The organism is Hymenobacter siberiensis, from assembly GCF_018967845.1.
GTDB lineage: Bacteria > Bacteroidota > Bacteroidia > Cytophagales > Hymenobacteraceae > Hymenobacter > Hymenobacter siberiensis.
Genome location: NZ_JAHLZZ010000001.1, coordinates 3623242 through 3643559 on the forward strand (window position 1 = coordinate 3623242; position 20318 = coordinate 3643559).

The 20318-nt window shown below is 53.8% G+C and carries 21 protein-coding genes; 7 read left to right on the forward strand and 14 right to left on the reverse strand.

Annotation, left to right across the window (positions count from 1 at the left end; genetic code table 11):
• Positions 1 to 7: 7 nt before the first annotated feature.
• The 5 genes from KQ661_RS15860 (at position 8) to KQ661_RS15880 (ending at position 5508) form a co-directional block, all read left to right on the forward strand.
• Positions 8 to 1303, forward strand: a complete 1296-nt coding sequence (locus KQ661_RS15860) for a Y-family DNA polymerase (protein ID WP_216726424.1) — start codon at positions 8 to 10, stop codon at positions 1301 to 1303.
• A 79-nt stretch (positions 1304 to 1382) separates the two neighbouring features.
• Positions 1383 to 1640 carry a hypothetical protein gene (locus KQ661_RS15865; RefSeq protein ID WP_216726425.1) on the forward strand — a complete coding sequence of 86 codons (258 nt, stop codon included), beginning with the start codon at positions 1383 to 1385 and terminating at the stop codon, positions 1638 to 1640.
• A 39-nt stretch (positions 1641 to 1679) separates the two neighbouring features.
• Positions 1680 to 2000 (forward strand): PIN domain-containing protein, encoded by a 321-nt coding sequence (locus KQ661_RS15870; RefSeq protein WP_216726426.1) that lies wholly within the window; start codon positions 1680 to 1682, stop codon positions 1998 to 2000.
• A 47-nt stretch (positions 2001 to 2047) separates the two neighbouring features.
• Positions 2048 to 2722: a hypothetical protein gene (locus KQ661_RS15875; RefSeq protein WP_216726427.1), complete on the forward strand. Its 675-nt coding sequence runs from the start codon at positions 2048 to 2050 to the stop codon at positions 2720 to 2722.
• 293 nt (positions 2723 to 3015) lie between these two features.
• Positions 3016 to 5508 carry a hypothetical protein gene (locus KQ661_RS15880; RefSeq protein ID WP_216727476.1) on the forward strand — a complete coding sequence of 831 codons (2493 nt, stop codon included), beginning with the start codon at positions 3016 to 3018 and terminating at the stop codon, positions 5506 to 5508.
• Between the two features lie 3 nt (positions 5509 to 5511).
• On the opposite strand, the gene KQ661_RS15885 is transcribed toward KQ661_RS15880, so the two are convergent.
• From KQ661_RS15885 to KQ661_RS15940, 12 genes are all read right to left on the reverse strand, one after another.
• Positions 5512 to 6426: a protein kinase family protein gene (locus tag KQ661_RS15885; RefSeq protein ID WP_216726429.1), complete on the reverse strand. Its 915-nt coding sequence runs from the start codon at positions 6424 to 6426 to the stop codon at positions 5512 to 5514.
• 215 nt (positions 6427 to 6641) lie between these two features.
• Positions 6642 to 7061, reverse strand: coding sequence for a transposase family protein (locus tag KQ661_RS15890; RefSeq protein ID WP_216680677.1), 420 nt, complete (start codon positions 7059 to 7061; stop codon positions 6642 to 6644).
• Positions 7049 to 7540: a transposase family protein gene (locus KQ661_RS15895; RefSeq protein ID WP_216686216.1), complete on the reverse strand. Its 492-nt coding sequence runs from the start codon at positions 7538 to 7540 to the stop codon at positions 7049 to 7051. Before KQ661_RS15895 ends, KQ661_RS15890 begins: the two co-directional genes overlap by 13 nt.
• A gap of 43 nt (positions 7541 to 7583) precedes the next feature.
• Complete coding sequence (locus tag KQ661_RS15900; RefSeq protein ID WP_216727477.1) at positions 7584 to 8531, reverse strand: DUF262 domain-containing protein; 948 nt, start codon at positions 8529 to 8531, stop codon at positions 7584 to 7586.
• A gap of 9 nt (positions 8532 to 8540) precedes the next feature.
• Positions 8541 to 9620 carry a phosphoadenosine phosphosulfate reductase family protein gene (locus KQ661_RS15905; protein WP_235726993.1) on the reverse strand — a complete coding sequence of 360 codons (1080 nt, stop codon included), beginning with the start codon at positions 9618 to 9620 and terminating at the stop codon, positions 8541 to 8543.
• A 33-nt stretch (positions 9621 to 9653) separates the two neighbouring features.
• A complete protein-coding gene (locus tag KQ661_RS15910; protein WP_216726432.1) occupies positions 9654 to 12884 on the reverse strand; it encodes a hypothetical protein in 3231 nt (1076 codons plus the stop codon).
• On the reverse strand, positions 12868 to 13755 hold the full coding sequence (locus KQ661_RS15915) for a DUF4007 family protein (RefSeq protein WP_216726433.1): 888 nt from the start codon (positions 13753 to 13755) through the stop codon (positions 12868 to 12870). The genes KQ661_RS15910 and KQ661_RS15915 overlap by 17 nt, the downstream gene beginning before the upstream one ends.
• Before the next feature lie 324 nt (positions 13756 to 14079).
• On the reverse strand, positions 14080 to 14793 hold the full coding sequence (locus KQ661_RS15920) for a hypothetical protein (RefSeq protein ID WP_216726434.1): 714 nt from the start codon (positions 14791 to 14793) through the stop codon (positions 14080 to 14082).
• Positions 14726 to 15664, reverse strand: a complete 939-nt coding sequence (locus tag KQ661_RS15925; protein WP_216726435.1) for a hypothetical protein — start codon at positions 15662 to 15664, stop codon at positions 14726 to 14728. Before KQ661_RS15925 ends, KQ661_RS15920 begins: the two co-directional genes overlap by 68 nt.
• Before the next feature lie 17 nt (positions 15665 to 15681).
• Complete coding sequence (locus tag KQ661_RS15930) at positions 15682 to 16281, reverse strand: hypothetical protein (protein WP_216726436.1); 600 nt, start codon at positions 16279 to 16281, stop codon at positions 15682 to 15684.
• Positions 16282 to 16293: 12 nt separating this feature from the next.
• Positions 16294 to 16635 carry a helix-turn-helix domain-containing protein gene (locus KQ661_RS15935; protein ID WP_216726437.1) on the reverse strand — a complete coding sequence of 114 codons (342 nt, stop codon included), beginning with the start codon at positions 16633 to 16635 and terminating at the stop codon, positions 16294 to 16296.
• 3 nt (positions 16636 to 16638) lie between these two features.
• The gene (locus KQ661_RS15940) at positions 16639 to 16911 is read right to left on the reverse strand and encodes a hypothetical protein (RefSeq protein ID WP_216726438.1); all 273 of its coding nucleotides are present in this window, start codon (positions 16909 to 16911) and stop codon (positions 16639 to 16641) included.
• Between the two features lie 128 nt (positions 16912 to 17039).
• On the opposite strand from KQ661_RS15940, the gene KQ661_RS15945 reads away from it, so the two are divergent.
• Positions 17040 to 17909 carry a S24 family peptidase gene (locus KQ661_RS15945; protein WP_216726439.1) on the forward strand — a complete coding sequence of 290 codons (870 nt, stop codon included), beginning with the start codon at positions 17040 to 17042 and terminating at the stop codon, positions 17907 to 17909.
• 321 nt (positions 17910 to 18230) lie between these two features.
• Here KQ661_RS15945 and KQ661_RS15950 read toward each other — a convergent pair whose 3' ends face one another.
• A complete protein-coding gene (locus tag KQ661_RS15950; protein ID WP_168674057.1) occupies positions 18231 to 18434 on the reverse strand; it encodes a hypothetical protein in 204 nt (67 codons plus the stop codon).
• A 66-nt stretch (positions 18435 to 18500) separates the two neighbouring features.
• Positions 18501 to 18815: a hypothetical protein gene (locus KQ661_RS15955; protein ID WP_216727478.1), complete on the reverse strand. Its 315-nt coding sequence runs from the start codon at positions 18813 to 18815 to the stop codon at positions 18501 to 18503.
• Positions 18816 to 19085: 270 nt separating this feature from the next.
• On the opposite strand from KQ661_RS15955, the gene KQ661_RS15960 reads away from it, so the two are divergent.
• Complete coding sequence (locus KQ661_RS15960) at positions 19086 to 20282, forward strand: lactonase family protein (RefSeq protein WP_216727479.1); 1197 nt, start codon at positions 19086 to 19088, stop codon at positions 20280 to 20282.
• Positions 20283 to 20318 lie beyond the last annotated feature (36 nt).

Below are 20318 nucleotides of genomic sequence, written 5' to 3' on the forward strand. Positions count from 1 at the left end.
CTGCCTTATGTTCGGCTTGGTTGATGCTAATAATTTTTACGCTTCGTGCGAACGGGTTTTTCGACCAGCATTGGAGGGGCGGCCGGTGGTCGTGCTTTCGAATAACGATGGCTGCGTGGTGGCCCGGTCGCAGGAAGCCAAGGTGCTGGGGCTGAAAATGGGGGTGCCCTACTTTCAGGTGCGGGAGCAGTTTGAGCGTCAGGGCGGAGTGGCTTGTTCCTCGAATTACGAGCTGTACGGGGATTTGAGCCGGCGCTTGATGTGGTATCTGCAGCAGGTGGCACCGGCGGTGGAAGTGTACTCGGTGGACGAGGCCTTTCTGGATTTGCACGGCATGACCCGGCATTTCAACCTGGCCAATTGGGCCGGGGACGTGCGCGGGGCGGTGCGCCAACGGACGGGCCTGCCGGTGTGCGTGGGCGTGGCTCCGACCAAGACGCTGGCCAAGGTGGCGAATCGGCTGGCGAAGAAGGAGGCCATAGCCGGTTCGGGCTCGGGGGTGTTGGTGCTGGAAGATGACGCGCAGCGGCGCGAGGCGCTGGCGCGGGTGGCCGTGGAAGACGTGTGGGGCGTGGGCCGGCAGTCGGCCAGCAAGCTCTACGCGGTGGGGATACGTACAGCCGCGCAGCTGGCGGGGGTGGGCGATGCCTGGGCCCGCAAGAACCTGGGCGGCGTGGTGGGGGCGCGGCTGCTACACGAGCTGCGCGGCATATCCTGTTCGCGGGTGACGGTAGAGGACGAGGCGCGCAAGTCGTTGTGCTGCTCGCGGTCGTTTGGGAAGGTGCTGACGGAGTTTGAAGACGTGGTCGGGGCGGTGGCCACCCACGCGGCGCGGGCTAGTGAGAAGCTACGGGACCAGAACTTAGCGGCGCAGCTGCTGACGGTGTTCGTGGAAACCAGCCGGTTTGCCGGCACTCCCCCGCCCTACTCGTACTCTTCGCAGCTGACGTTGACGATGGCCACGGATGATACGCTGACGCTAACGCGGGCAGCCCGGCGGGGGCTGGAGCGGATTTGGCGGCCGGGCCTGCGCTACGTGAAAGCGGGCGTGCTGCTGGATGGGCTGGAGCGGGCGGGCAGCGGGCCACAGGCCATGCTGTTTGAGGAAGCGAAGCGGATACCGGAGCGGGCGAAACTGATGGCCGCGCTGGATGCGCTGAACGGACGGTACGGGGCGGGCGCGGTGAAGGTGGGCGCGGCGGTGGCGGCGCCGGGCAAGCCGGAGCCCTGGGCCATGAAGCGGGACGCGAAAAGCCCGGCGTTTACGACGAAGTGGGTGGAGCTGTGGGGCGTGAAATGCTGATGGCAGCAGGTAAAACTTAATACCAGACAAGCAGATGGCAAATGCACGTTACTTGATGAATGTCCGGATAGCCGGGCAAGTGGGACAATCACGGACTATAGAGCTGACGCGGCCGCGGAGCAAGCCCTGGCAGCTGGAGCTGCCGGCGGCGCTGGACCAGGTGCCGGTGACAGCGGCGCTGGTGGACTTTGTGACGGCGCAGTTTCTGGTGGACGTGCCGGCGGCGGGCATTAAGCTGGGCTGGGAAACGATATACGCGCTGGTGCGGACGGCGCTAATGGAAGCGGACGAAGCGGCCACCGACCGGGCGGCGGGGCTGGCGCTGCCCGCTGAATAGAACCAGAAAACAGATTTTCACTCAACCAATCGTACTCTCATGGCTCATCCCACTCCTCCGGCCCACTTGCCCGGCAGCCTGCCCCATTATGAAACCCGCCGCGGCGTGGTGCGGCGCCTGCACAACCGGCGCGTCATGATGCTCATCACGCCGGAGGGCGACTACCAGATACAGATTGCCAAGGCGCTGGCCCCGGGCGAGGCGGCCGAGCTGCGCCGGCTCGGGCACCGGGACGCTGTGGACGACTTCATTTTGCGGGACCGGGCGCGGTACTCCATTGTGCAGCTCACGGCCGAGGCGTTTGAGGCGGCGGTGTCGTGCTATGAGCAGCTGAAGGGACGGCGACAGCGGAAGCGGTAGGCTGGGTCGGGTTGCTTCTCGGGCGGGAACGGTAATTTAGGTGGACTATGAAAACTGATTCTTCCCGCAACGAACCGCTGCCGTCGACCCAACTGCTGTACAGCCTGATGCACGAACGGCCCGCCGTGGAAAAACTGGCGGCCATGAGCAAGGTGTACGAGCCGCTGTTGCGGTTGATGCTGGCCCTACCGGACACGGACAAGCAGCCCACGGGCAAGACCCTGCAGCAGCAACTGGGCATCAGTTCCGCTGTGTACCGGCGGTGGCTGGAAACTTGGTCGGCGGACTTCTGGGAGCTGGCCCAAGCCGAAGACACGGGCTTCCTGGATTTTTCGTCCGTGGAGCACGTGTTTGAGCTGCATGGCGAAGAACAAAGCGTCTGGTTTCGATGCCGCCTGGGAGTTACGCCGCAGGTGGGCGAATCCGTGGAGCTGCCCTTTGTGCTCCGACGCAGCTGGGCTACTTATTACGTGGACGCGGTGCAGCATGTGTATCGCAACGGGCGCACGGAAATTTCAATTATTCTCCGGCAGGGGCGCTACAATTCGTATTTGCAGCACTTGCGCCACAAAGCCCGTTTTGAGCATAATTACTGGACGGTAGACCAGGGCGATGACTACGATGTAAAGGACTATTTCCGGGAGCAGGCAAAGCGCACGGCCTCAGCCCCTGCCCCCGGGGCTGTGGTGCGCAATGATGGACGCGGGCGTTTGGGGCGATGAAGTGAGGCTGCTTTGTTATTGGAGTGCTACAATACAGGAAGCGGCGAAACCATAGCCGTTTAGTTGAGAAAGTAAGTAGTTCAGATTTGGCAATACCAAAGAAATGGCAGGAGCAAAATTGATGAGACACTAGAAAATTGGGGAGGATATAGTTTACAAAAACATCCTCTGTAGTGCGCTAGGGAGGATTGTATGGTTCAAAGCAATCTGGGGCCAATCTCATTGTTTGAATTATTACTGTACTGACTCTACCTTTCCCAATTGTTATTAAGAATACTCCTTTCCATTATTGCATGAACCTGTTCTCGACCCAAACGCCAGACCTTAAAGCTCTTTATCTCCAGCTATTCAACTGCCCCGACGAGCAGGCTGTAGATAAACTCATCCAACAGTATCCGGCGGTGTTCACGCCCACTAGCAATTGGAAGCCTCTTGGTGGGAGCGAGAATATGTATGGGGTTATCGAAAACCAACAGGCTTCGCCCATTGCGGCTCTGGTAGAGAAAATAACTAACTCCATTGATGCCACTCTCATGCGTAAGTGCTACGAGGCCGGCGTCGACCCTAAAGGGGCAGAGGCACCAAAAACAATGGAAGATGCCGTTAAGCAGTTTTACGCGGGCAAGGCGTCAAACTGGGACTTAAGCTCGCACCGAAAAGCGCAGGCCGAGAATATCCAGATTGTGGCCTCGGGACAACGGATGAATACGTCGCTTACCATTTACGATAATGGCGAAGGCCAACACCCGGAGCATTTCGAAAACACTTTTCTATCGTTGCTGCGGGGAAACAAGAATGAAATCCACTTCGTCCAGGGCAAGTACAACATGGGCGGCAGTGGGGCCATCGTGTTCTGCGGGAAGCGGGGTTATCAGTTGGTGGCTTCACGGCGCTACGATGGTAGCGGCCCAATGGGCTTCACACTGATTCGGGAGCACCCATTGACGAAAGAAGAGCAGGGTACACGCAAGAATACGTGGTATGAGTTTCTGGTTCTAGATGGCAAGATTCCATCATTCCCAATAACTGAATTGGATTTGGGGTTGGTAGGTCGCATGTTCACGACTGGTACCATTATCAAGCTTTACTCCTATGGATTGCCGGCGGGGTCGCGCTCGGTTATTTCGCGCGACTTGAATCAAAGCCTGAACGAGTTTCTGTTCGAGCCAGCATTGCCCATTCTGACGGTAGACACAAAGGAGCGGTACCCTGACGATAAAAACCTGGAACGCCCGCTTTTTGGTCTGAAGCGACGCCTGGAGCAGGATGATAAAGACTACGTAGAGGTGAATTTCGTGGAGGACTTCACCGATGCGCTGTTTGGCAAGATGCGCGTGGCCGGCTATGTATTCAATGCTAAGGTCGGTGGAAAGTCGGCCAAGGATACGAAGGACTCGATTCAGCGCGAGTTTTTCAAGAACAACATGACCGTGCTCTTCTCTATGAACGGGCAGGTGCACGGGCACTACACTTCCGAGTTCATTACCCGCTCGCTGAAGCTGAACCTGCTGAAGAACCACTTGCTGCTGCACATTGATTGCACGCACATGAGCTATGAATTCCGCAAGGAGCTGTTCATGGCTTCGCGGGACCGATTGAAGGATGGTGAGGAAACGCGAGAGTTGCGCAAGTTTCTGGCCTCGAAGCTGGGCAAGGCGGGCGGGCGACTATCTGAGATTGAGAAGAAGCGCAAGGATGCCATTGCTGTGGATGGCGGCGATTCCAAAGAGCTGCTGAAAAACGTCACTAAAAACATTCAGATGAACCCAGAGCTGCTGAAGCTGCTGGGTAGCACGTTCAAGCTGGAAGAGAAAAAGGCGCAACCCGATAAGCAGGAAAAACCGGAGAAGAAAACGCCATCGAAACCGGCACCAGACCCGTTCAAGCCGCAACGCTTTCCCACTTTTTTGAAGGTGAGAGGCCACAATGATGGCGACAAAGCTTTAACCGGTATTCCGTTGGGTGGTGAGAAGACGGTACGCTTCGATACCGACGTTGAAAACCAATATTTCAACCGAGTAGAAGAACCTGGCGAGCTGAAGGTTGCACTGCTTAGCGTGAAGCGAGCTGGTAAAAACAACAATGGCAGTAGCAACGGCCACGGAGGCAGTTTCGAGGGCACCGCGTTGGCGGTGGAAGACGTGCTGAACGTGAACGTGAGCAGCCCGCAGGATGGGACCATCCGCATTACGATGAACCCGCAGAAAGACGCGCAAGTGGGCGACGCTGTGCAGCTGAAGGTGTCACTAACTGCGCCTGGCGAGGAGCTGGAGGAAATATTCTGGGTGAAAATTTCCGATAAGGACGCACCGCCCAAACCAATGCCTCAGCCTGAAGAAGAACCACTGCAAGGTTTACCAGAACCCGTATTTATGTACAGAGAGCACAAAGACGGTGCTGCCACTTGGGAGCAAATGGAAGGAGTCGGAGTGACGGTCAACCACGACACCATCGTCCATCCTTTTGCTACGGGCGACAACCTTGAGAAAATCTACATCAACATGGATAGTAAGGTGCTGAAGAATTTCCGCTCCAAGTACCGCAATATCAATGAAGAGCAGCTAGAAATTACTGGCCGCAAATACTGGACGGCTGTGTATATGCACACACTCTTTCTCTACAGCATCACCAAGAACCGTAAGTACCAGATGTTTCAGATGAAAGCGGGTGAACAAGACCTAATAGACGTAGCCGACTACATCAAGGACTTGTTTGAAAACTTCTATTCGGAGTTTATTCTGAATTTTGGTGGAATGGAAGAAATGATGCAGGGGCTAGGAGAATAGTGTTTACAAGCCAAACTCAAAGAATAAATCTTCCATAAGTTTAATAGCTTTATCTACAGATGGTCTCCTTTGACTAGAATGTAACAAACACTTTCGTATTATTGAATATAACAAAGGGTTAGTCGAAGCGACAAAGTCAGATTTAGCAATTTGACCCAAAGGAAGGTTACCTTGCATTATATACCAGAATAATTTTCCGAGTTGGAAAACATCTGATTTTGCGCCAATTACGCAATTAAGATTAAAAGGATTAAGTGTGGTTTCAACCAAAAATTTGTTTGTTGCTTCGGGAGAAAACCATCCAGTCGGTCCAATCCTTTCACCTACATCATCTAGGTCTAAGTCATCATTTCTAAAGGTGGATAGCCCTAAATCGCATATTTTAGGCTCATCATCCTGAACTAAGATATTGTCACTCTTTATATCACGATGATATATCCCGTATCTATGAAGGTATTTAATCCCATTAAGGATTTTTGAAAATAATGCTATTCTTTGCGATGGAGCTAAATCTGGTTGCGATTTTAAGTATGAGCTCAAAGAGTAATCACACTTTTCCATCACAAAAAAGTCATACGTATTTCGGCCTATTACTATATTGCCTGTTCCAATAAGGCCTACAACATTTTCATTGTAATCATACTTAATGGCGTTAAGCGCTGAAATTTCCCTGTTAAATCTTGCTAACCTTTTTTCTTTCTCTTCATCCCTCGAAGCAGCTTGACGAGAAGTTTTGGATAATTTTAGCGCATACACATCCCCATTTTGATTATTTATTTGAAATACCAGCCCATTGCCCCCTTCGGCTGCTTTATCTCCAGATAGATAACTAACAAAAAATCTTTCATCCAAGAAGTCAACGAAATTATCATCTACCCCTGGTGAAAGTGTCGGGCTTCCTTTGTCACCAATCCTCATATTGCAGCTTGCGAAACTAAGGAAGGTTTTTCTTTAGCGACTACTGCTGACGAGAGTGTTGATGGAGTAAATGTCAAGTTGTTATTTATGACCTCTAATCCACTTTTGGGCACTGAATAGTATTTCGCAACAGTAGATTGTATAGTTGACAATTTCTTGGGATTATTGTCTCCAAATAATCCTTGCATAATATTAGACTTGTTGCGAGCTATTAATCACAGATTTAAGCTGAAATTCCACAAGCCCGCACACACTCCCAGCACGTCATTGTACAGGTTCAAATTATGCAAACGTAATCGGTCTTCCAAAATTCGATAACGTTTCAATCCGCCAATGCTATGCTCTACGGTAATTCGTTCACTTGCTTGTTTTGTATTTATTTCTCGTTGTTCATCGGTGAGTTCTTTCCCTTTCGGCTTTTTGATAGGAATAAAAACTTTCCGGCAAACGTAGTCTTTCGCGAAGCCCAAAAACCCCAGGTCCAACCGCACCTTGAACTTTTTAAACCACTCTTTATCAACTGGTAAAATGCTTTTTAGCACACTGTAGTCGTGGTGTCTTCCGCCGTAACAACGGCTGATAAAACCAATCCAGCGAATGGTCGTTGAAATAACTATCTCTTTTACGGCGTGTATTTTTTTTTACCGCTATAGTAGTCTTTTTGCATCTCTTTATTTCCTGGTCGTTGCTTGCGTTGCTCTGTTCCATCGACCAATAACGTCTCGTGTTCCTGAAAATAGGCTTCAAATTCGGCCACTGTCGCAAATTCCCGCTTTGGCGCATGCCCGGTTTGCTCCAGCGCTTCTTGGAGCACCGTAATGCCTAATTCCTGGTTGCGTTTCGCGTTGGAACCGTCCATCCCACTGACCAATCCCAACAAATCATACGTCAAGTTTGCTTTGAAGCTGAATAGGGTGAAAAGCAGTAATTCTTCTTCTGTTTTAAGGGCTACTTCATACGGCGCAAAAGCCCCACGTTCAATCATATCTGTTCCATTTAACCGAAAATACGCCTGCTTAAAATGCGCCAAAAGCTGCGCAAAACGCTCCGCCGTGAGTCCCGTGGCAGCACGCCATTTACGCGAAGTAGTGAGGTTTTTTACGGAAAAGTTCATGTTCTAAATTTAAGTACAGTTTGTCGAAAATTCCGCACTTCACTCACTTCGCAACAAGTCTATTTAGTCTTCTTTCTCTTGCAACTGAAGAGTTGGATTGAGTAATACAATTGAGCGCATACTCATAAAGAGGGGGGCAGCCTGTTCTATCAGGCTTAATACCAAGCTCTACTGCAAGTAGAATATTGTAAAAATGCTTAAAGGTTGCATTATCATAATTTGTGTGCGCTGTTATAAAACCGAATAGGGTGTAGAAATCATTCCTCTGACGATATCGGGTAGTAGATATTGGTTTAATTTTATTAAACTCAGTGACAACATCCATTGCCTTATTAAATAAAGTTGTTGCTTTATCTATCTCAGCTTTTGACAAGTCTGACTCATACATCTTTTCGACTTGCTCTTTTTTGTCGGTGATATTATGTATTGTCAAAGCAACTAATTCTTCAACTAAATCACGGTCAAGCATTCTCTTTTTAGAATTCTCTGGAACCAGCTTAAGAAGCGCAAAATCATTGCGCTTAACAATTCCTTCGACTAGTTCCAGGAATTTAGTATTGAAGTATCTAGCCTTGAATGTCTCTGGTCGATTCAAAGCCAGGCCTGAGGAATTGATTTTTGCATAGTAGTCTTCAATATGTTCACCACTACTGAGACTCGTGATTATTGTGATGTTTAAGGGGTATTTCGGGAAACCCGTGCTCTTAAAAGGTTCAAGTGAGCCTTTTTCATCAAGCTCATTAGTGTTATTATAAAGTATTAGCGCTCTAGTCCTTTGTTGACCATCAACCATTTCATAATTCTCTTTACCTTTTTTCAAGAGAAAAAATGTTGGTAGTGGGGCATTAGATTTTATTGACTCAATCAATGATTTCTGCGCACCTTTACTCCAAATTGGATTGCGTTGATATGGGGGATTAAGATTGAGTTTCTTCTCTTTATACAGAGCAAGAAGTTTCTCTATTGGCCAAGATTCAACATTAAAATCCATGATGCTTTTTTAAATAAAACACGAAGCACACCCAACCTCTTCCTCATCATCAAGGACATCAAGTAGGTAAGCGCTGGTTGAGAAACTGCTTTTCTGTTGTTTTGCTAAAGCGTCCAGCTTTATGCGACGGATGCGCTCAGGCTTGATGAGGTCATTCAGCGACTCTTCCATCCAAGTGTAGCCGTCCTTTTCGTAGGCTTGGGCAAGGGCAAATTTCTTAGGATGTTGCTCATAGAGCCATACCCATTCGATTTTTTGCTGGAAGAAGCAGAAGAAACAGCCGGAACGGCTGCGGGCGTATTCGCCCTTCTGCCCATCTACTTCAAAGGTTATCTTTTCATAATAGGCCGGCACGCCCACCCCACTTTTGCGCAGCAGATGGAAAATATCGGCTCGCACTAGGTTCTCGTCGTTTTCGAGCAGTGAGAATTCGGCAGCTTGCGCCAATGGGTAGGCTGTATCGCGCAGGAAGGCAAATACAACGCGGTTGAACAGCCGCACATCGGCATCGAGTAGCGCGTTGAGCTTTTGCGTCTGACTGAAACCGCGTGACAACGGGGCATCTACTAGCGGCAGCAGGCGTGCGTGCTGGGTTGGGTCGCTCAATTCCCTGTAAAGGCTGCGGAGGCGGGGTAGGGCATCAGCTTGCAGCACCTTCTGTATCACGTCTTCGCTCCAGATGTTGCGCCGGAAGGGGAAGATGGATTGAATGTTGGGCTTGCGCGAGATGTAACCTTCGCGGTCCTCGTCGCCCCGAATGCCCACGTAGGATACTACTGGGTCGTTGCCCACAAACTGCTCGAAGGGTTCCAGCTTTAGCTTTTTGGTACACCACCGGGCGCTAGATGAGGGTAGGTAGCCGCCGTACACCTTTACGAAATGGTCGAAGGAATCTTCGGGACTATCAGGGGCTGCTTCCAGACGGGTAATCGTTTTGCCTAGATAGTTTTCCAGGTTGCTGATAAGCTCGTAGGTCTCATCCAGCTCCTTGCCTGTATCGGAAAAATAGTATTCAATGTCAAGCTCAGGGTGCTTGTCGCGCAGATAGATGGCCAAGGCAGCGCTGTCTTTGCCGCCAGAAATGCCCATTACGTGCCGGAGAGGCTTATTCTGCATGGTAGTTTAGAGGTATTCCTGTAGTAGACGAGCCAAGATAGACAAGCTACGTGGTTTGTCGTCGCCGAGCAAGTTGCGAATTTCGTTTGCCAACCCTGTTTCAGCGGCACTGGCTTGCTTGGGACGGCGAATGACTCGGGCCCGCTCTTTGGTGCCAAACGTTGAAATGCCCACACGTAGGATGTCTTCGGCTTCGGGGTCGATGACAGTTTTGGTCAGTTCGCATAAGTTGTCCAACTCGTGAATGCGCTGCTGAAACCGGTCCTGGAAAATCCGCTCGTCGTTGTCGTCGAAGTCTTTTAGGCTCTTACTCAGCATTGCATTGGCCATGGAGTTCAGCCAGGCTTCGCGGTCGTCTAGCTTTGACATGATGCGCTCCCGAAATACTACAAGCTCCTTCGGCAACTGGTGAGGCTCAAGGCTTCGGAACCGCTCTTGCAGTGCCTGTTGGTATTGTTCAAAATCGGCTGCTCGGCCCAAGATATGGCTGCTGATTGCTTGCTCCATACGCAGCAGCAGAGCCGAATAGGCCTGCCGAATAAGACTCATATTATGTTGCAGCGTTTGAACATACCGTTCCCGCGTTGCCGTGTCACCCTGCAGTTCGAGCAAATTGAAGCCTAGGGCACCAGGGAAGGTTTCAAAAAACGCAGCCTGGGGGTCTTTGGCTGTGGCAATGCCTTCGCGCAGGCGGAGTGCTGCAGCGGGCAGATTGCGGGTGCGTTGTGCGTAATCCGGTAGCTGCCGGTAGAAGGTCAAGAATGGCTTGATGGACTCAATAAAGGACTTATTGGAAAGCCGCTCGGTTGCTCCAAGCTGCAATAGGTCGCGGTACTCATTGAACAGCGCTAGTTTTTCGGGCAGCAGCTCAAACGCTTTTATTGTGTACAGGCCGGGGCTTTTGGTGAACAGGTCCACCACATCGGCGTTCAGGTCGGGAATGTATTTACCCTGCTCACCATAAAGCGCAAACTCATGCCGCCTAATGAACAGAAACACGGGTACCCAAAAATCAATCAGGCCCTGCTTCAGCTTAAATGGCTTGCTCAACAGCAGATTCATCAGCTCTGAAATCTTCAGCTTGCCCGTCTGCGATTGTTGCAGAAAGTTGTCGCACGCCGCCCATAGTAGTTGAAACGTAGGCGCGGTGGGCGGCATCAAGGCATATTCGCCGTTGAAACGACGGTGTATGCCGGTATCCTGCAACAGGGACAAGTAGATAGTTTTCTCGGGCGGGAAGTTTTTGGCCGGGAAGTCCAGGTCTGGATATTGCCACTTATCGAACAGCGCCCGGATAAAGCTTTTACGCGCCGTAACAATGGGCGTAGTAAGCTTGGTGCGGTTCGCCAACTCACTCCGATAGGTTGGAGTTGCAGCGTACACCTCACGAGCAATAGCTGACAAGCAGCGGTTGAACGACCGGCGATTGTTGAATGTAACCTCGGCGGCGCCGTTAAAATACCAGGTGATGTTGCCGTCAGCTTCGTACAAGCTATCCAGCACATAGTGATTGAGTAGCGCTACTTGGTGGTCATAGATACCGTCAAGTTCGCGCACAGCTACTTTATCGTTTACATTCTCCTTGCGCACCTTCCGGATTTTATCAATCTCCCGAATGAGCCGCTTGATTTCACCCGACTTGCGGTAGATGCCATATAGAACCGCATTGTGGCGGTCGCCCACGGTTTGGTGCAGTTTATCGAGCGAAATAGTATCCGAAAAAATCAGATTTACAAAACCATCTATTTCAGCTTCGGGCTCCTCCAGTAACACATCGTCAGTCATGCGGACCTCGAATACCCGCGGTGTGCCTACTTCGTAAGAAGCTTGCTTTGCCGCGATATAAGGAAAGCTGAAAAACTCGCGTAGACGCGTGGCTACGTCTGTTACCTGCTCTACGAGGCTGCCCGCTTCGTCAATAGCCAGTTCGATATCTAAATCGGTGCCTTCGAACAGAATGAAGCTGTTTTTGTGGGGCTGAAACCGAATTAGCTTGTGCTGCTGCAGGGTTTGCAAAGCCGTTTTAGCTGTGGGAAGTCCGAGGCTCAGCTGAGCATAGGTTTCCAAAAACTCAGGACTAATTTCAGCTCCAGCTGGCGCGAAGATGGAGAGCAACCCTATGGTTTTAACTAGTTGCCGAGCTGCATTCAATTCTGCTTCGTTATCGAAGTATTTCTCTAACTGTTCGAGGGTACTTTTTAGAATGCCCCATTGAAAGAAGTTGGGATTGTAACGAGAGGTTAGCAGCGAATAGAAATGGTAGCTCAGGTAGTCGTAGACTTGGCTGACGCTGTAATACGTGCCCTGGCCTGTATGCTGCTCAATACCGAGGTAATCGTTGGAGCACAGGAAGGAAAAAAGTGACCTCTCGTTTTGCCCGTAGCGCTGCAGCGATTGGACCAGTACGCCGGCCGAGAGCAAGTCCATTGGCCACAATTGCTGCTGCATGTCGGCAGTACCGTAATCGCGCAATGGGAAAACGTGGGCTGCTTCTATGGCTGCGAACAGTTGTTGGTTCACGGCCGGGATAGAGGCGAATTTATTTCCTTCGGTTAGTTGCTGTGCCACGAGGTGAAGCAGTTGCTCCACGGGTTCGTTGAAAGTCAGCTCCTTCAACCGGCCCTTCACCTTTTCCCACTCCTGCCGCTGCGTACGGGTTAAACCGACAGAATATGAGCTCACGTCCTGGTGAACAGTGGTCAGCAATAGAATATCCTTGCTGGCATCGTTGATATACTCTGCCAGTTCCTGAATGAAGTAGAGTTCTTCTTCCGGATTTTCCTTGGCAGCATATTCCAGGAACTTGCCAAATTCATCAACTACCAGCACAAGCGCAAACTGCTTTTTTGCCAGCGGCCGGTATTCTTGAACTATGGCTTCAATAACCTCTTTTGAGGAAACATCAACTGCCGCCTCACCCAAGAAATGTTGCGCAAGAGTTTGCTTCAAAGAAGCGTATTGCCCTACAAAATGCAGAAATCGAAATGCCTTGACGTTTTTGAAGCCAACCTCAGTGTGAAAGTATTCCTTTTGCTTATTTAGTGTCTGCTGAAATGCCCATAGAAAAGCAGATTTACCTGTACCATAGGCACCGACAATGTTGAAGCAATGAATGCCAGACAGATAGTTATCAACTATTTGCCCATAAATCGTCTGTGCATTTTGCGTGGGTATGTATAATAGTTGCTGCGACGCATCGCGCACAATATTGACGGATGGGCTAAACGAGGTGGCCATAGTATTGCTGCATCACCTCATCGAGGTTGATTAATTCTTTCTTAATGGTAAGTACACGGTTGCCAGCGGTGCTAGAATAGATAATAGCACCAGGCAAATGCTCCCGCATTTCCTCGATTTTATTAAATATTCCCTTCTCGTTCAAAGCGAATAACAAACCCGGGGAATCAGGTGCTACCTCCAAATCGTTGAAGCTGATTACTTCACCAAAATGCTCGTTTTCTAAAATAACCTGGAGAACAACCTGCCACGGAATTTCTCGGCGCTCTAGGTTCTCAATGTAGTAACGAATACCATCCGTCTTGGTAACGATGAGCAATCCTAGGTCTTGTAGCAGGCCAGCCGACTCTTCTTCAATGTCGAATTTATCCTTCTCTTTGCCCGAAGGCGCATAGCTGCGAATCAAAACGGTTAAGTCAGCATCCAACGTGGTGGCATTTACTGCCGATTTGGCACCTAGCTCAATCGCACGCCGATTTATGAATTGCTGTAGTTGCGCTCTACTAAAGGAAAAGCCTTCCTTGCGAAGCTCGTTAAATACGAGGTGGTATACTGAAGCTCGGCCCGTTTTTACGAGTAGGTAGTGCAAATACCACAGGGTGGCATTGTCTTCAATATAGGGGTCGTAGCCGTTGGCCCCTAGCAACTGATGAGCAACAGGCAGCAACTCGTCAGCCTCATTCATCAAGCCAAATGCACGCATCCAATAACGGACAGCGTCCACCATGTTTTTACCAACTCCAAGTTTAACGACGGCATCGGCGTCATTGAATCCCCCTTCGCCTTCGATAAAATCGTACCCCTTCTTCAACCACCCGTGGCGACACAAGAACGTGTTATGACCCTGAAAAATAAGCTTTTCCCCCAACATGGCAGTTCCTTTTTTCTGCTAAGATAAGGCTCCTCGCACGGGCAAGTAAAAGAAAAATCTAACGTATTGAGCATCAAGGAAGCTTTATTTTATCCGTGAAACAACGAAGCTGTTTAGAAAGTCGGATTGGCAGTTACTTTTTGCAAAAAGCCGCCAATAACTGTTTTGACGGCTTCAATTCCTTCCTAATTCCCCGCTGGTACCCCCGAAATTTGCCTCAAAACGGGGGCCGGTTTCATCAGCCCCGTTTCAGTGGCTCAACTCATGCGAAAAATGACGGCCAACCCGACTTTCTAAACAGCTTCAACGTGAATGATGGATGTGCTACCAGTCTGCGCGCTCCTTGCGCTGGGTAGCTTGGCGGGCCTCGGCGCGTTGCTCAGCGGCTTGCTCGGGGGTGATGAGGCCACGAGTCTCGCGGGCCTTGGTGATGGAGAGCTTCTGGCGGAGGGCCGCAGCGTTCGGGTGGTCGGAGGGGATTTGCTGGGCCACGTGCTCGAGCATGCGGGGGGCGGCCTGGCCGAGTAGCTGCACGGCGGTGGCTTCGGTGCTGGCGCCGGTGGCTTTCTGGTCGAGGTGGCGGTGTTCAAGGTAGCGGGCCTTGCGGTCGAAGTACTCGGTGAGCAGGCGGTAAAGGGTGCTCACGTCGAGGGCCTGGAAGAAATTGGTGCCCTGGGTACGGGCTTCCTTCAGGGCCAGGATGATGTCCTTGAGGCTGTCGTGGGTGTAGGTTTGGGCCAGGGTGCCGGCCAGCTCGATGAGGTCGGCGGCGTCGGGCTTCTCCTTGACGCGGAGCGAGTCGACGAAGGCGCGCAGGATGACGACGAGCAGCTTGACGACTTCGCGCTCGCCGAGGCGGTGGGTGAGCTGGAAGAGCTTGGGGGCGGCCAGGGCTTGGGCCGAAGTGAGGCCGATGCTGATGTCGGCCAGCATGGCGCGCAGCTCGGGGGTGCTGCTGCGGGCCAGGGCGCTAGTCGTAGCGGCTTGAACGGTAGCCAGTAGTTGGGATTCCGGTGTTGGCGTAGGAGTCGGCGCCAAGCTGGTGGGACTGGGTACCGGGGGCGAGCTTAAGGCGGTTGTCGGCGGCATCGTTGAGGAAGAATTGCTTGGAGGTGGCGAGCCAGTCGCGGCGCAGCGGGACTTCGCCCTTCTGCCGCCAGTTCAGGATTTTCTCGTGGTAGAAGCACAGGTCGGCCAAGACGTAGTCGGTGCCGGCGAAGGCGGTCATGAAAGCCGAGAGGTCGGCCAGCTCAGATTCGGCAAAGGGAATTTCCGGGCGCTGGTGTCGAGTGGGGCCCTTTCCTTTTCGCGCAACTTTTGCATTGGGGGGTGGCTCCTGAGCGGGTAGTTCAGAGTCTTCCTGCCCTAAAAGCTCCTCATCCGAGGAATGCTCCTCCCCTATTTTTTTTTCAGCTGCCGCCTCATCTAGTTTGATTGATAGAACGGGTTTGTTTTTGTTTACTACTGTTTCTACCTGTTTATACAAAGAGACTACGGCTTGACCACGGCTTGCACCAGTGCTTGCACCACTTGTGGGGCTAGTACTTGCACTAGATGTGGTGCGAGCGGTGAACTCATTTGAGTACAGTGCTTGGTCCACTTCTGGTGCAAGCTGGGCGGGTTGCAGCTCGTGCATAAGGCAGCTGCTGGGGCGGTGTTCGGACCGAGAAGGCAGGTAGGTGATGAGGCCGTAGGCAGAGAGTTCGCGCAGGCATTTAAGGTAGGTGCTGGCGCTGCCGATGTGGGCGGCGCGCATGACTTCGGCCCGCACCAGCATCACCGACTCGGGGAACCGCTCCTCGTTCCACCGGCTAAACAGGGCCACGTACAGGCTGACGTGGTACGGGGTGGCGTCGGGGTGCCGAGCCAGCAGCGCAAAGGCCGTTCGGATGTGACGGATAAAGTTCATGGCGGGGTAGACGGGGGCTACTGGGCCAGGCGGAGTCCGGCGGCCGGCTGCTCGAACAAGTCGAGCTGGCGGTAGTCGGTGCATTTGCCGCGGAGGGCGGCTTCGACCTCTGCCAGGGCCTCCAGCAGCTCTGTTTCGAGCAAGGGCGCGTAGGGGTAGTTGCCCTGCTCGTCGTCGAAGGATTGGTAAGGCGTGGTGAGGTTGAGCACCCGGCCACCGGTTAGCTCGCGCTGGCCGATGAGCGTGACACCGCTTTGGTGGCGGCCCATCGAGAAGCCGGTGACGGTGAATTGCCCGAACAGTGCCGGCAGCTCTTCGGCCGCGTCGGGCCAATAGTCGGGCGTTTCGGTCAGCTGCTCGGCGAGCAGGCACAGGTGCGGCACCAGGCGGCTGAGGCGGTGGGTAAGGTCGGGATGGACGTGCTCGGCGCAGGTGAGCGCGAAGGTGCGGGGCGGGGCATCGTCGGTACGCTGCTCGGTGAATTCGCAGGTGAGGTGCTGGTCTTTGAGCCTCACCTTTTGAATAGCAATGATGGAGCGGGTGGCCGCGGCGGGGTTGGGTTCGGCCTCGGCAGGACCGTGCCCGGCAGGGCCAACCAGGGGGAGTAGCTGGGACATGGGAGAAAATGATTAGGCGGCGACCTTCATGGTCGGGGACGCCGTGGGCGGGAGGCCGTCGAGCGGACGGCGGTTGTAGCGGGACAGGTAGCGGTCGAGCTCCGACTGGCGGAAGCCCCACTCCTTCTCGTTGAGGCGCAGGCCGACCAGGCGGCCGGCGCGGCGAGCGTTGCGGACACCTTCGGGCTTTAGGCGCATGTAGTGGGCCGCTTCGCGCACCGTGTGGATGCGGTCGGGCGGGGGCGGCAGAGCTTGCGGGGCGCGGGCAACATCGGCTTCGGTGGATTTGAGGCGCTGCACGTCGGCCAGCAGCTGCCGCCACTCCTGTTCGGGAACTAGCAGGGCGATTTGCATGGCTTAGGCGGGGGTTGGGATGGCGGCAGCGGCGAGGTTTTGGCGGTTGGCCAGGGCTTCGAGGTCGGCCCGGCGCTTTACTTCGGCATCCAGTTCCTCAAAAAAGGCTTCTGCCACGTCCATGTTGAAGTAGCGGCCGGACACGACATTGTAGACCTGCTGGCGCGTAAAAGCCTTACCCTTACATTCTAAGTTTGTCAGGATACGAGCGGCGTAGTTGCTGCGCTTGCCAAAAAGATGGCGCTGCTCTGAAATTTTCTTTGCTATGTGTTCCATTTTGTTTGCCGGTTGTTTAACTTTGTTTTCGAGACAGGGCAATTTTACGACAACAAGTTTGAACTGCCAAATAAGTTTTAACAGACAAGTAAAACAAAATGGAACAGCAAAAGCAAATTGGTGACCGTTTGGCGTCTATAATTGAGCATTATGGCGACTCTGTCTACGGTGCCGCAAAGAAACTTGGACACGACCGACCCACTAAACTCTACAACTTTATTGGACATAAGTTCAAGCCCGGCTTCGACACGCTGGTGGAGGTGCTGGAGCATTACCCGGAGGTGAACCCGGGCTGGCTGCTGCTGGGCAAGGGTGCCATGCTAGACATTCCAACCGACGCGAAACCGGGCATGGCCAAGCCTAAAAGCCAACCCGAGCACAAGGAGGGGCACCGGTACGGGGGTCTTCATGCTCCCGCGGTTATCACGCTGGACAAGTCGGGCCAGGAAGGTATTATGCTGGTGCCCACGCCGGCGCAGGCTGGCTACCAGCTGTCGCGGGAGCGGCCGGAGGTGCTGACCGAAATGGACCTGGAGATGTTAACCATGCCGCAATTTTCGGGCAAGTCGCACCGGGCGTTTGAGGTGGAAGGCTCCAGCATGGAGCCGACGCTGTGGACCAGCGACGTGGTGGTGGCGCGCTGCGTGGACAACTGGCGCATGGTAAAGCCCCGCCACGTGTACGTGGTGGTGACTGAGGAAAACATGATGGTGAAGCGCATTCCGCGGCCGATTCAGGACGAAGACCAGGAAGTGGAGCTGCTGTCGGATAACGCGTACTTCTCGCCGCACATTATTCCCCGCGAAACTATCTGGGAAATCTGGGAGGTACGCGGCATCCTAACCACGCGGGTACCGGCTAACAAGGAAGAAGCTTTTGAGCGGGTGGCGGGGCTGCTGGAGGTGATGGCGCGGGACTCCCATGATGTGCGCGGGCGGCTGCTGGAACTGATGGACCGGGTAACGACGCGGCCAGAAGAGCAGCTGCGGCTGAAGTAGCCTGACCCCTATTGCAGGGTTGAAAAGGCAGTTCAGTGGGTTATGCGCCCTGGTGTGCCACCTGTTTGAAATAGCACCAAATTTATTTGAAGATTACCGGCAGTCAATCAAAGGGTTAGCGTCTCGTTTTTGAGGCTGGACGCTACCCCGGCTCCGGGTACATTCGATAAAATAACGCCAGAAATGGAGCTTAGACACTTGGTGTCGGCCCTGTTTCTGGTATTTTTATTTACAAAAGATTGCCAGTCGCTTGCAAACAGAAAGAAGGCCTTATCCGATGCAACAGTAACGAAACGGGGTGATTCTTGGAAGGTCTGTCCCCTACCCCTTATCCCACCTCACAGCGAACTCCTGCTTGCTGCAATGCATCCACAGGCGGGAAACGGGGTTGATGATAATGATTTCAGCCGGGCGCTCATCGTCGGCGGGGCTCAGGCCTAGTTCAAGCTCGTATTCCTGGCCGTTGCGGAAACCAGCGTAGCCATCCATGCCGCGAAACGTGTACTTCTTTTTCTGAAACTCCATGCGGCAAAGGTAGGACCACGGCGCACGGCGGGGCCAACGGTATTGGGCTTTTTAGCGCGGCGGGGCTTATTCGCCGGGCGCAAGGCCAGGGAGTGGCAACCGGGCAAACTTGTTTTCGGCCGGGGTATAGCTCATCCGGAACAGGCGGTCCTGGCAAATGTGCTGGTCGCCGGTGGGCTCCGTGATGACCCAGTCGCCCGCAAACACGGTGATGCGGCCCTTGCGGCTGGTGAGGTAGGCGTGTGGCGACATGGGCAGCAGGCTGTCGTTGCCCGCAAAGGCTGGGACCTCATCGGCCACCCCGGCCACTTGCAGGCCCGGAAACCACTGGCGGGCTTCAATCAGGTTGGTATCGGTGGGGAGGCGGGTGAAAAAAGGCATGATGAGGTACTGGGCAACAGTCTGATTAGCAACAGATATAAGCGGCGTTGAATGATGGGCCGGCGGTGCTTTTTCTGCAAGATTAAGGCGCGTCAGGTGAATATTTTATGAGGCGCGGCGACGGGGCGCTTCCGGCGGTGGGCCCACCTGCTGGACTTTTATTTTTGGTAGTGAAGCAGTTTTTTTCGTGGTTGGAGCCGATTTTTTACGTCCGGAACGCTGGGCACGGCGGGTTTTGTGCATTTTTGCACCTTATATTTTGACTTCTCTATGACTAATTTTCCTGTATTTCGCGGCCGGATGCGCTTCCTGAGCGGGCTGGGGCTGCTTTCCATCACGCTGTTGGCGGGCTGTGCGCGGCCGGCCGGGAGCAGTAGCGCTATCGCCAAGGACTACTGGCTGTACGTGGGCACCAACGTGGGCAATGAGCAGGCAAGCACCATTTTCCTGTACCGCGTGGATGCCGCTACCGGCGCTTTCACCAAGGTGAGCGCGCAGCACGGCGGCGCCAGCCCCACCTACCTCACCCTCTCGGCCAACCACCGCTTCCTGTACGCGGTGAGCGAAACCCAGACGTTTCGGGGTGCGCCGGGCGGCGGCGTGAGTGCCTTTGCCGTGGCCCCGCGCACCGGCGACCTGACCCTGCTCAACCAGCAGCCTTCCAACGGGGCCGCGCCCTGCTACATCAGCCTCGACCACACCGGCCATACAGCCCTGGTGGCCAACTACGTGAGCGGCAACGTGAGCGCGCTCCCCGTGGCCGCCGACGGCCAGCTGGGTGCCCCCACTACGGACCAGCACACCGGCAGCGGCCCGCACAAGAACCAAACCAGTCCGCACGCCCACTGCCTCCTCCCCGACCCCGCCAATACGTTTGCCTTCGCCGTAAACCTGGGCACCGACCGGGTGTACGGCTACCGCTTCGACCCCGCCAGGGCCCAGCTCACCCGCGCGGCCGAGCCAGCTTTCGTGGCCAAGCCCGGCGCGGGGCCGCGCCACCTGGTTTTTCACCCCGATGGCAAGCACGCCTACCTCATCAACGAGCTGAACTCCACCGTGACGGCGCTGGCGTATGACGCGGCCGCCGGGCGCTTCCGCGAGCTCCAGACGCTGTCGGCGCTGCCGGCCGGCTACACGGGCGAAAATTCCTGCGCCGACATTCATGTTTCGCGTAACGGGCTGTTTCTCTATGCTTCTAACCGGGGCCACAACAGCATCGCGGTATTTGCCATCGATACCAGCAACGGTACGCTGGTGCCCATCCAGGATGTGGACACGCAGGGCAAAACGCCCCGCAATTTCACCCTCGACCCCAGCGGCCGTCTGCTGCTGGTGGCCAACCAGAACTCCAACAACATTTTCAGCTACCACGTTGACCCGCAATCGGGCCTGCTCACGCCCACCGGCCAGAGCACGGAGGTACCCTCGCCCATGTTCCTGCAGGTGACGGAGGATTTCGGGCGGTAGGCCGGGTCGACATGCTGACGAAGGAGGAATCTGGGG

Excerpts from the sequence above, each read along its gene's own strand:
- KQ661_RS15860 (WP_216726424.1), top strand. The coding sequence starts at position 8 with ATGTTCGGCTTGGTTGATGCTAATAATTTTTACGCTTCGTGCGAACGG.
- KQ661_RS15870 (WP_216726426.1), top strand. The coding sequence starts at position 1,680 with ATGGCTCATCCCACTCCTCCGGCCCACTTGCCCGGCAGCCTGCCCCAT.
- KQ661_RS15875 (WP_216726427.1), top strand. The coding sequence starts at position 2,048 with ATGAAAACTGATTCTTCCCGCAACGAACCGCTGCCGTCGACCCAACTG.
- KQ661_RS15880 (WP_216727476.1), top strand. The coding sequence starts at position 3,016 with ATGAACCTGTTCTCGACCCAAACGCCAGACCTTAAAGCTCTTTATCTC.
- KQ661_RS15885 (WP_216726429.1), bottom strand. The coding sequence starts at position 6,426 with ATGAGGATTGGTGACAAAGGAAGCCCGACACTTTCACCAGGGGTAGAT.
- KQ661_RS15895 (WP_216686216.1), bottom strand. The coding sequence starts at position 7,540 with ATGAACTTTTCCGTAAAAAACCTCACTACTTCGCGTAAATGGCGTGCT.
- KQ661_RS15900 (WP_216727477.1), bottom strand. The coding sequence starts at position 8,531 with ATGGATTTTAATGTTGAATCTTGGCCAATAGAGAAACTTCTTGCTCTG.
- KQ661_RS15905 (WP_235726993.1), bottom strand. The coding sequence starts at position 9,620 with ATGGGCATTTCTGGCGGCAAAGACAGCGCTGCCTTGGCCATCTATCTG.
- KQ661_RS15910 (WP_216726432.1), bottom strand. The coding sequence starts at position 12,884 with ATGGCCACCTCGTTTAGCCCATCCGTCAATATTGTGCGCGATGCGTCG.
- KQ661_RS15915 (WP_216726433.1), bottom strand. The coding sequence starts at position 13,755 with ATGTTGGGGGAAAAGCTTATTTTTCAGGGTCATAACACGTTCTTGTGT.
- KQ661_RS15925 (WP_216726435.1), bottom strand. The coding sequence starts at position 15,664 with ATGAACTTTATCCGTCACATCCGAACGGCCTTTGCGCTGCTGGCTCGG.
- KQ661_RS15930 (WP_216726436.1), bottom strand. The coding sequence starts at position 16,281 with ATGTCCCAGCTACTCCCCCTGGTTGGCCCTGCCGGGCACGGTCCTGCC.
- KQ661_RS15935 (WP_216726437.1), bottom strand. The coding sequence starts at position 16,635 with ATGCAAATCGCCCTGCTAGTTCCCGAACAGGAGTGGCGGCAGCTGCTG.
- KQ661_RS15940 (WP_216726438.1), bottom strand. The coding sequence starts at position 16,911 with ATGGAACACATAGCAAAGAAAATTTCAGAGCAGCGCCATCTTTTTGGC.
- KQ661_RS15950 (WP_168674057.1), bottom strand. The coding sequence starts at position 18,434 with ATGGAGTTTCAGAAAAAGAAGTACACGTTTCGCGGCATGGATGGCTAC.
- KQ661_RS15955 (WP_216727478.1), bottom strand. The coding sequence starts at position 18,815 with ATGCCTTTTTTCACCCGCCTCCCCACCGATACCAACCTGATTGAAGCC.
- KQ661_RS15960 (WP_216727479.1), top strand. The coding sequence starts at position 19,086 with ATGACTAATTTTCCTGTATTTCGCGGCCGGATGCGCTTCCTGAGCGGG.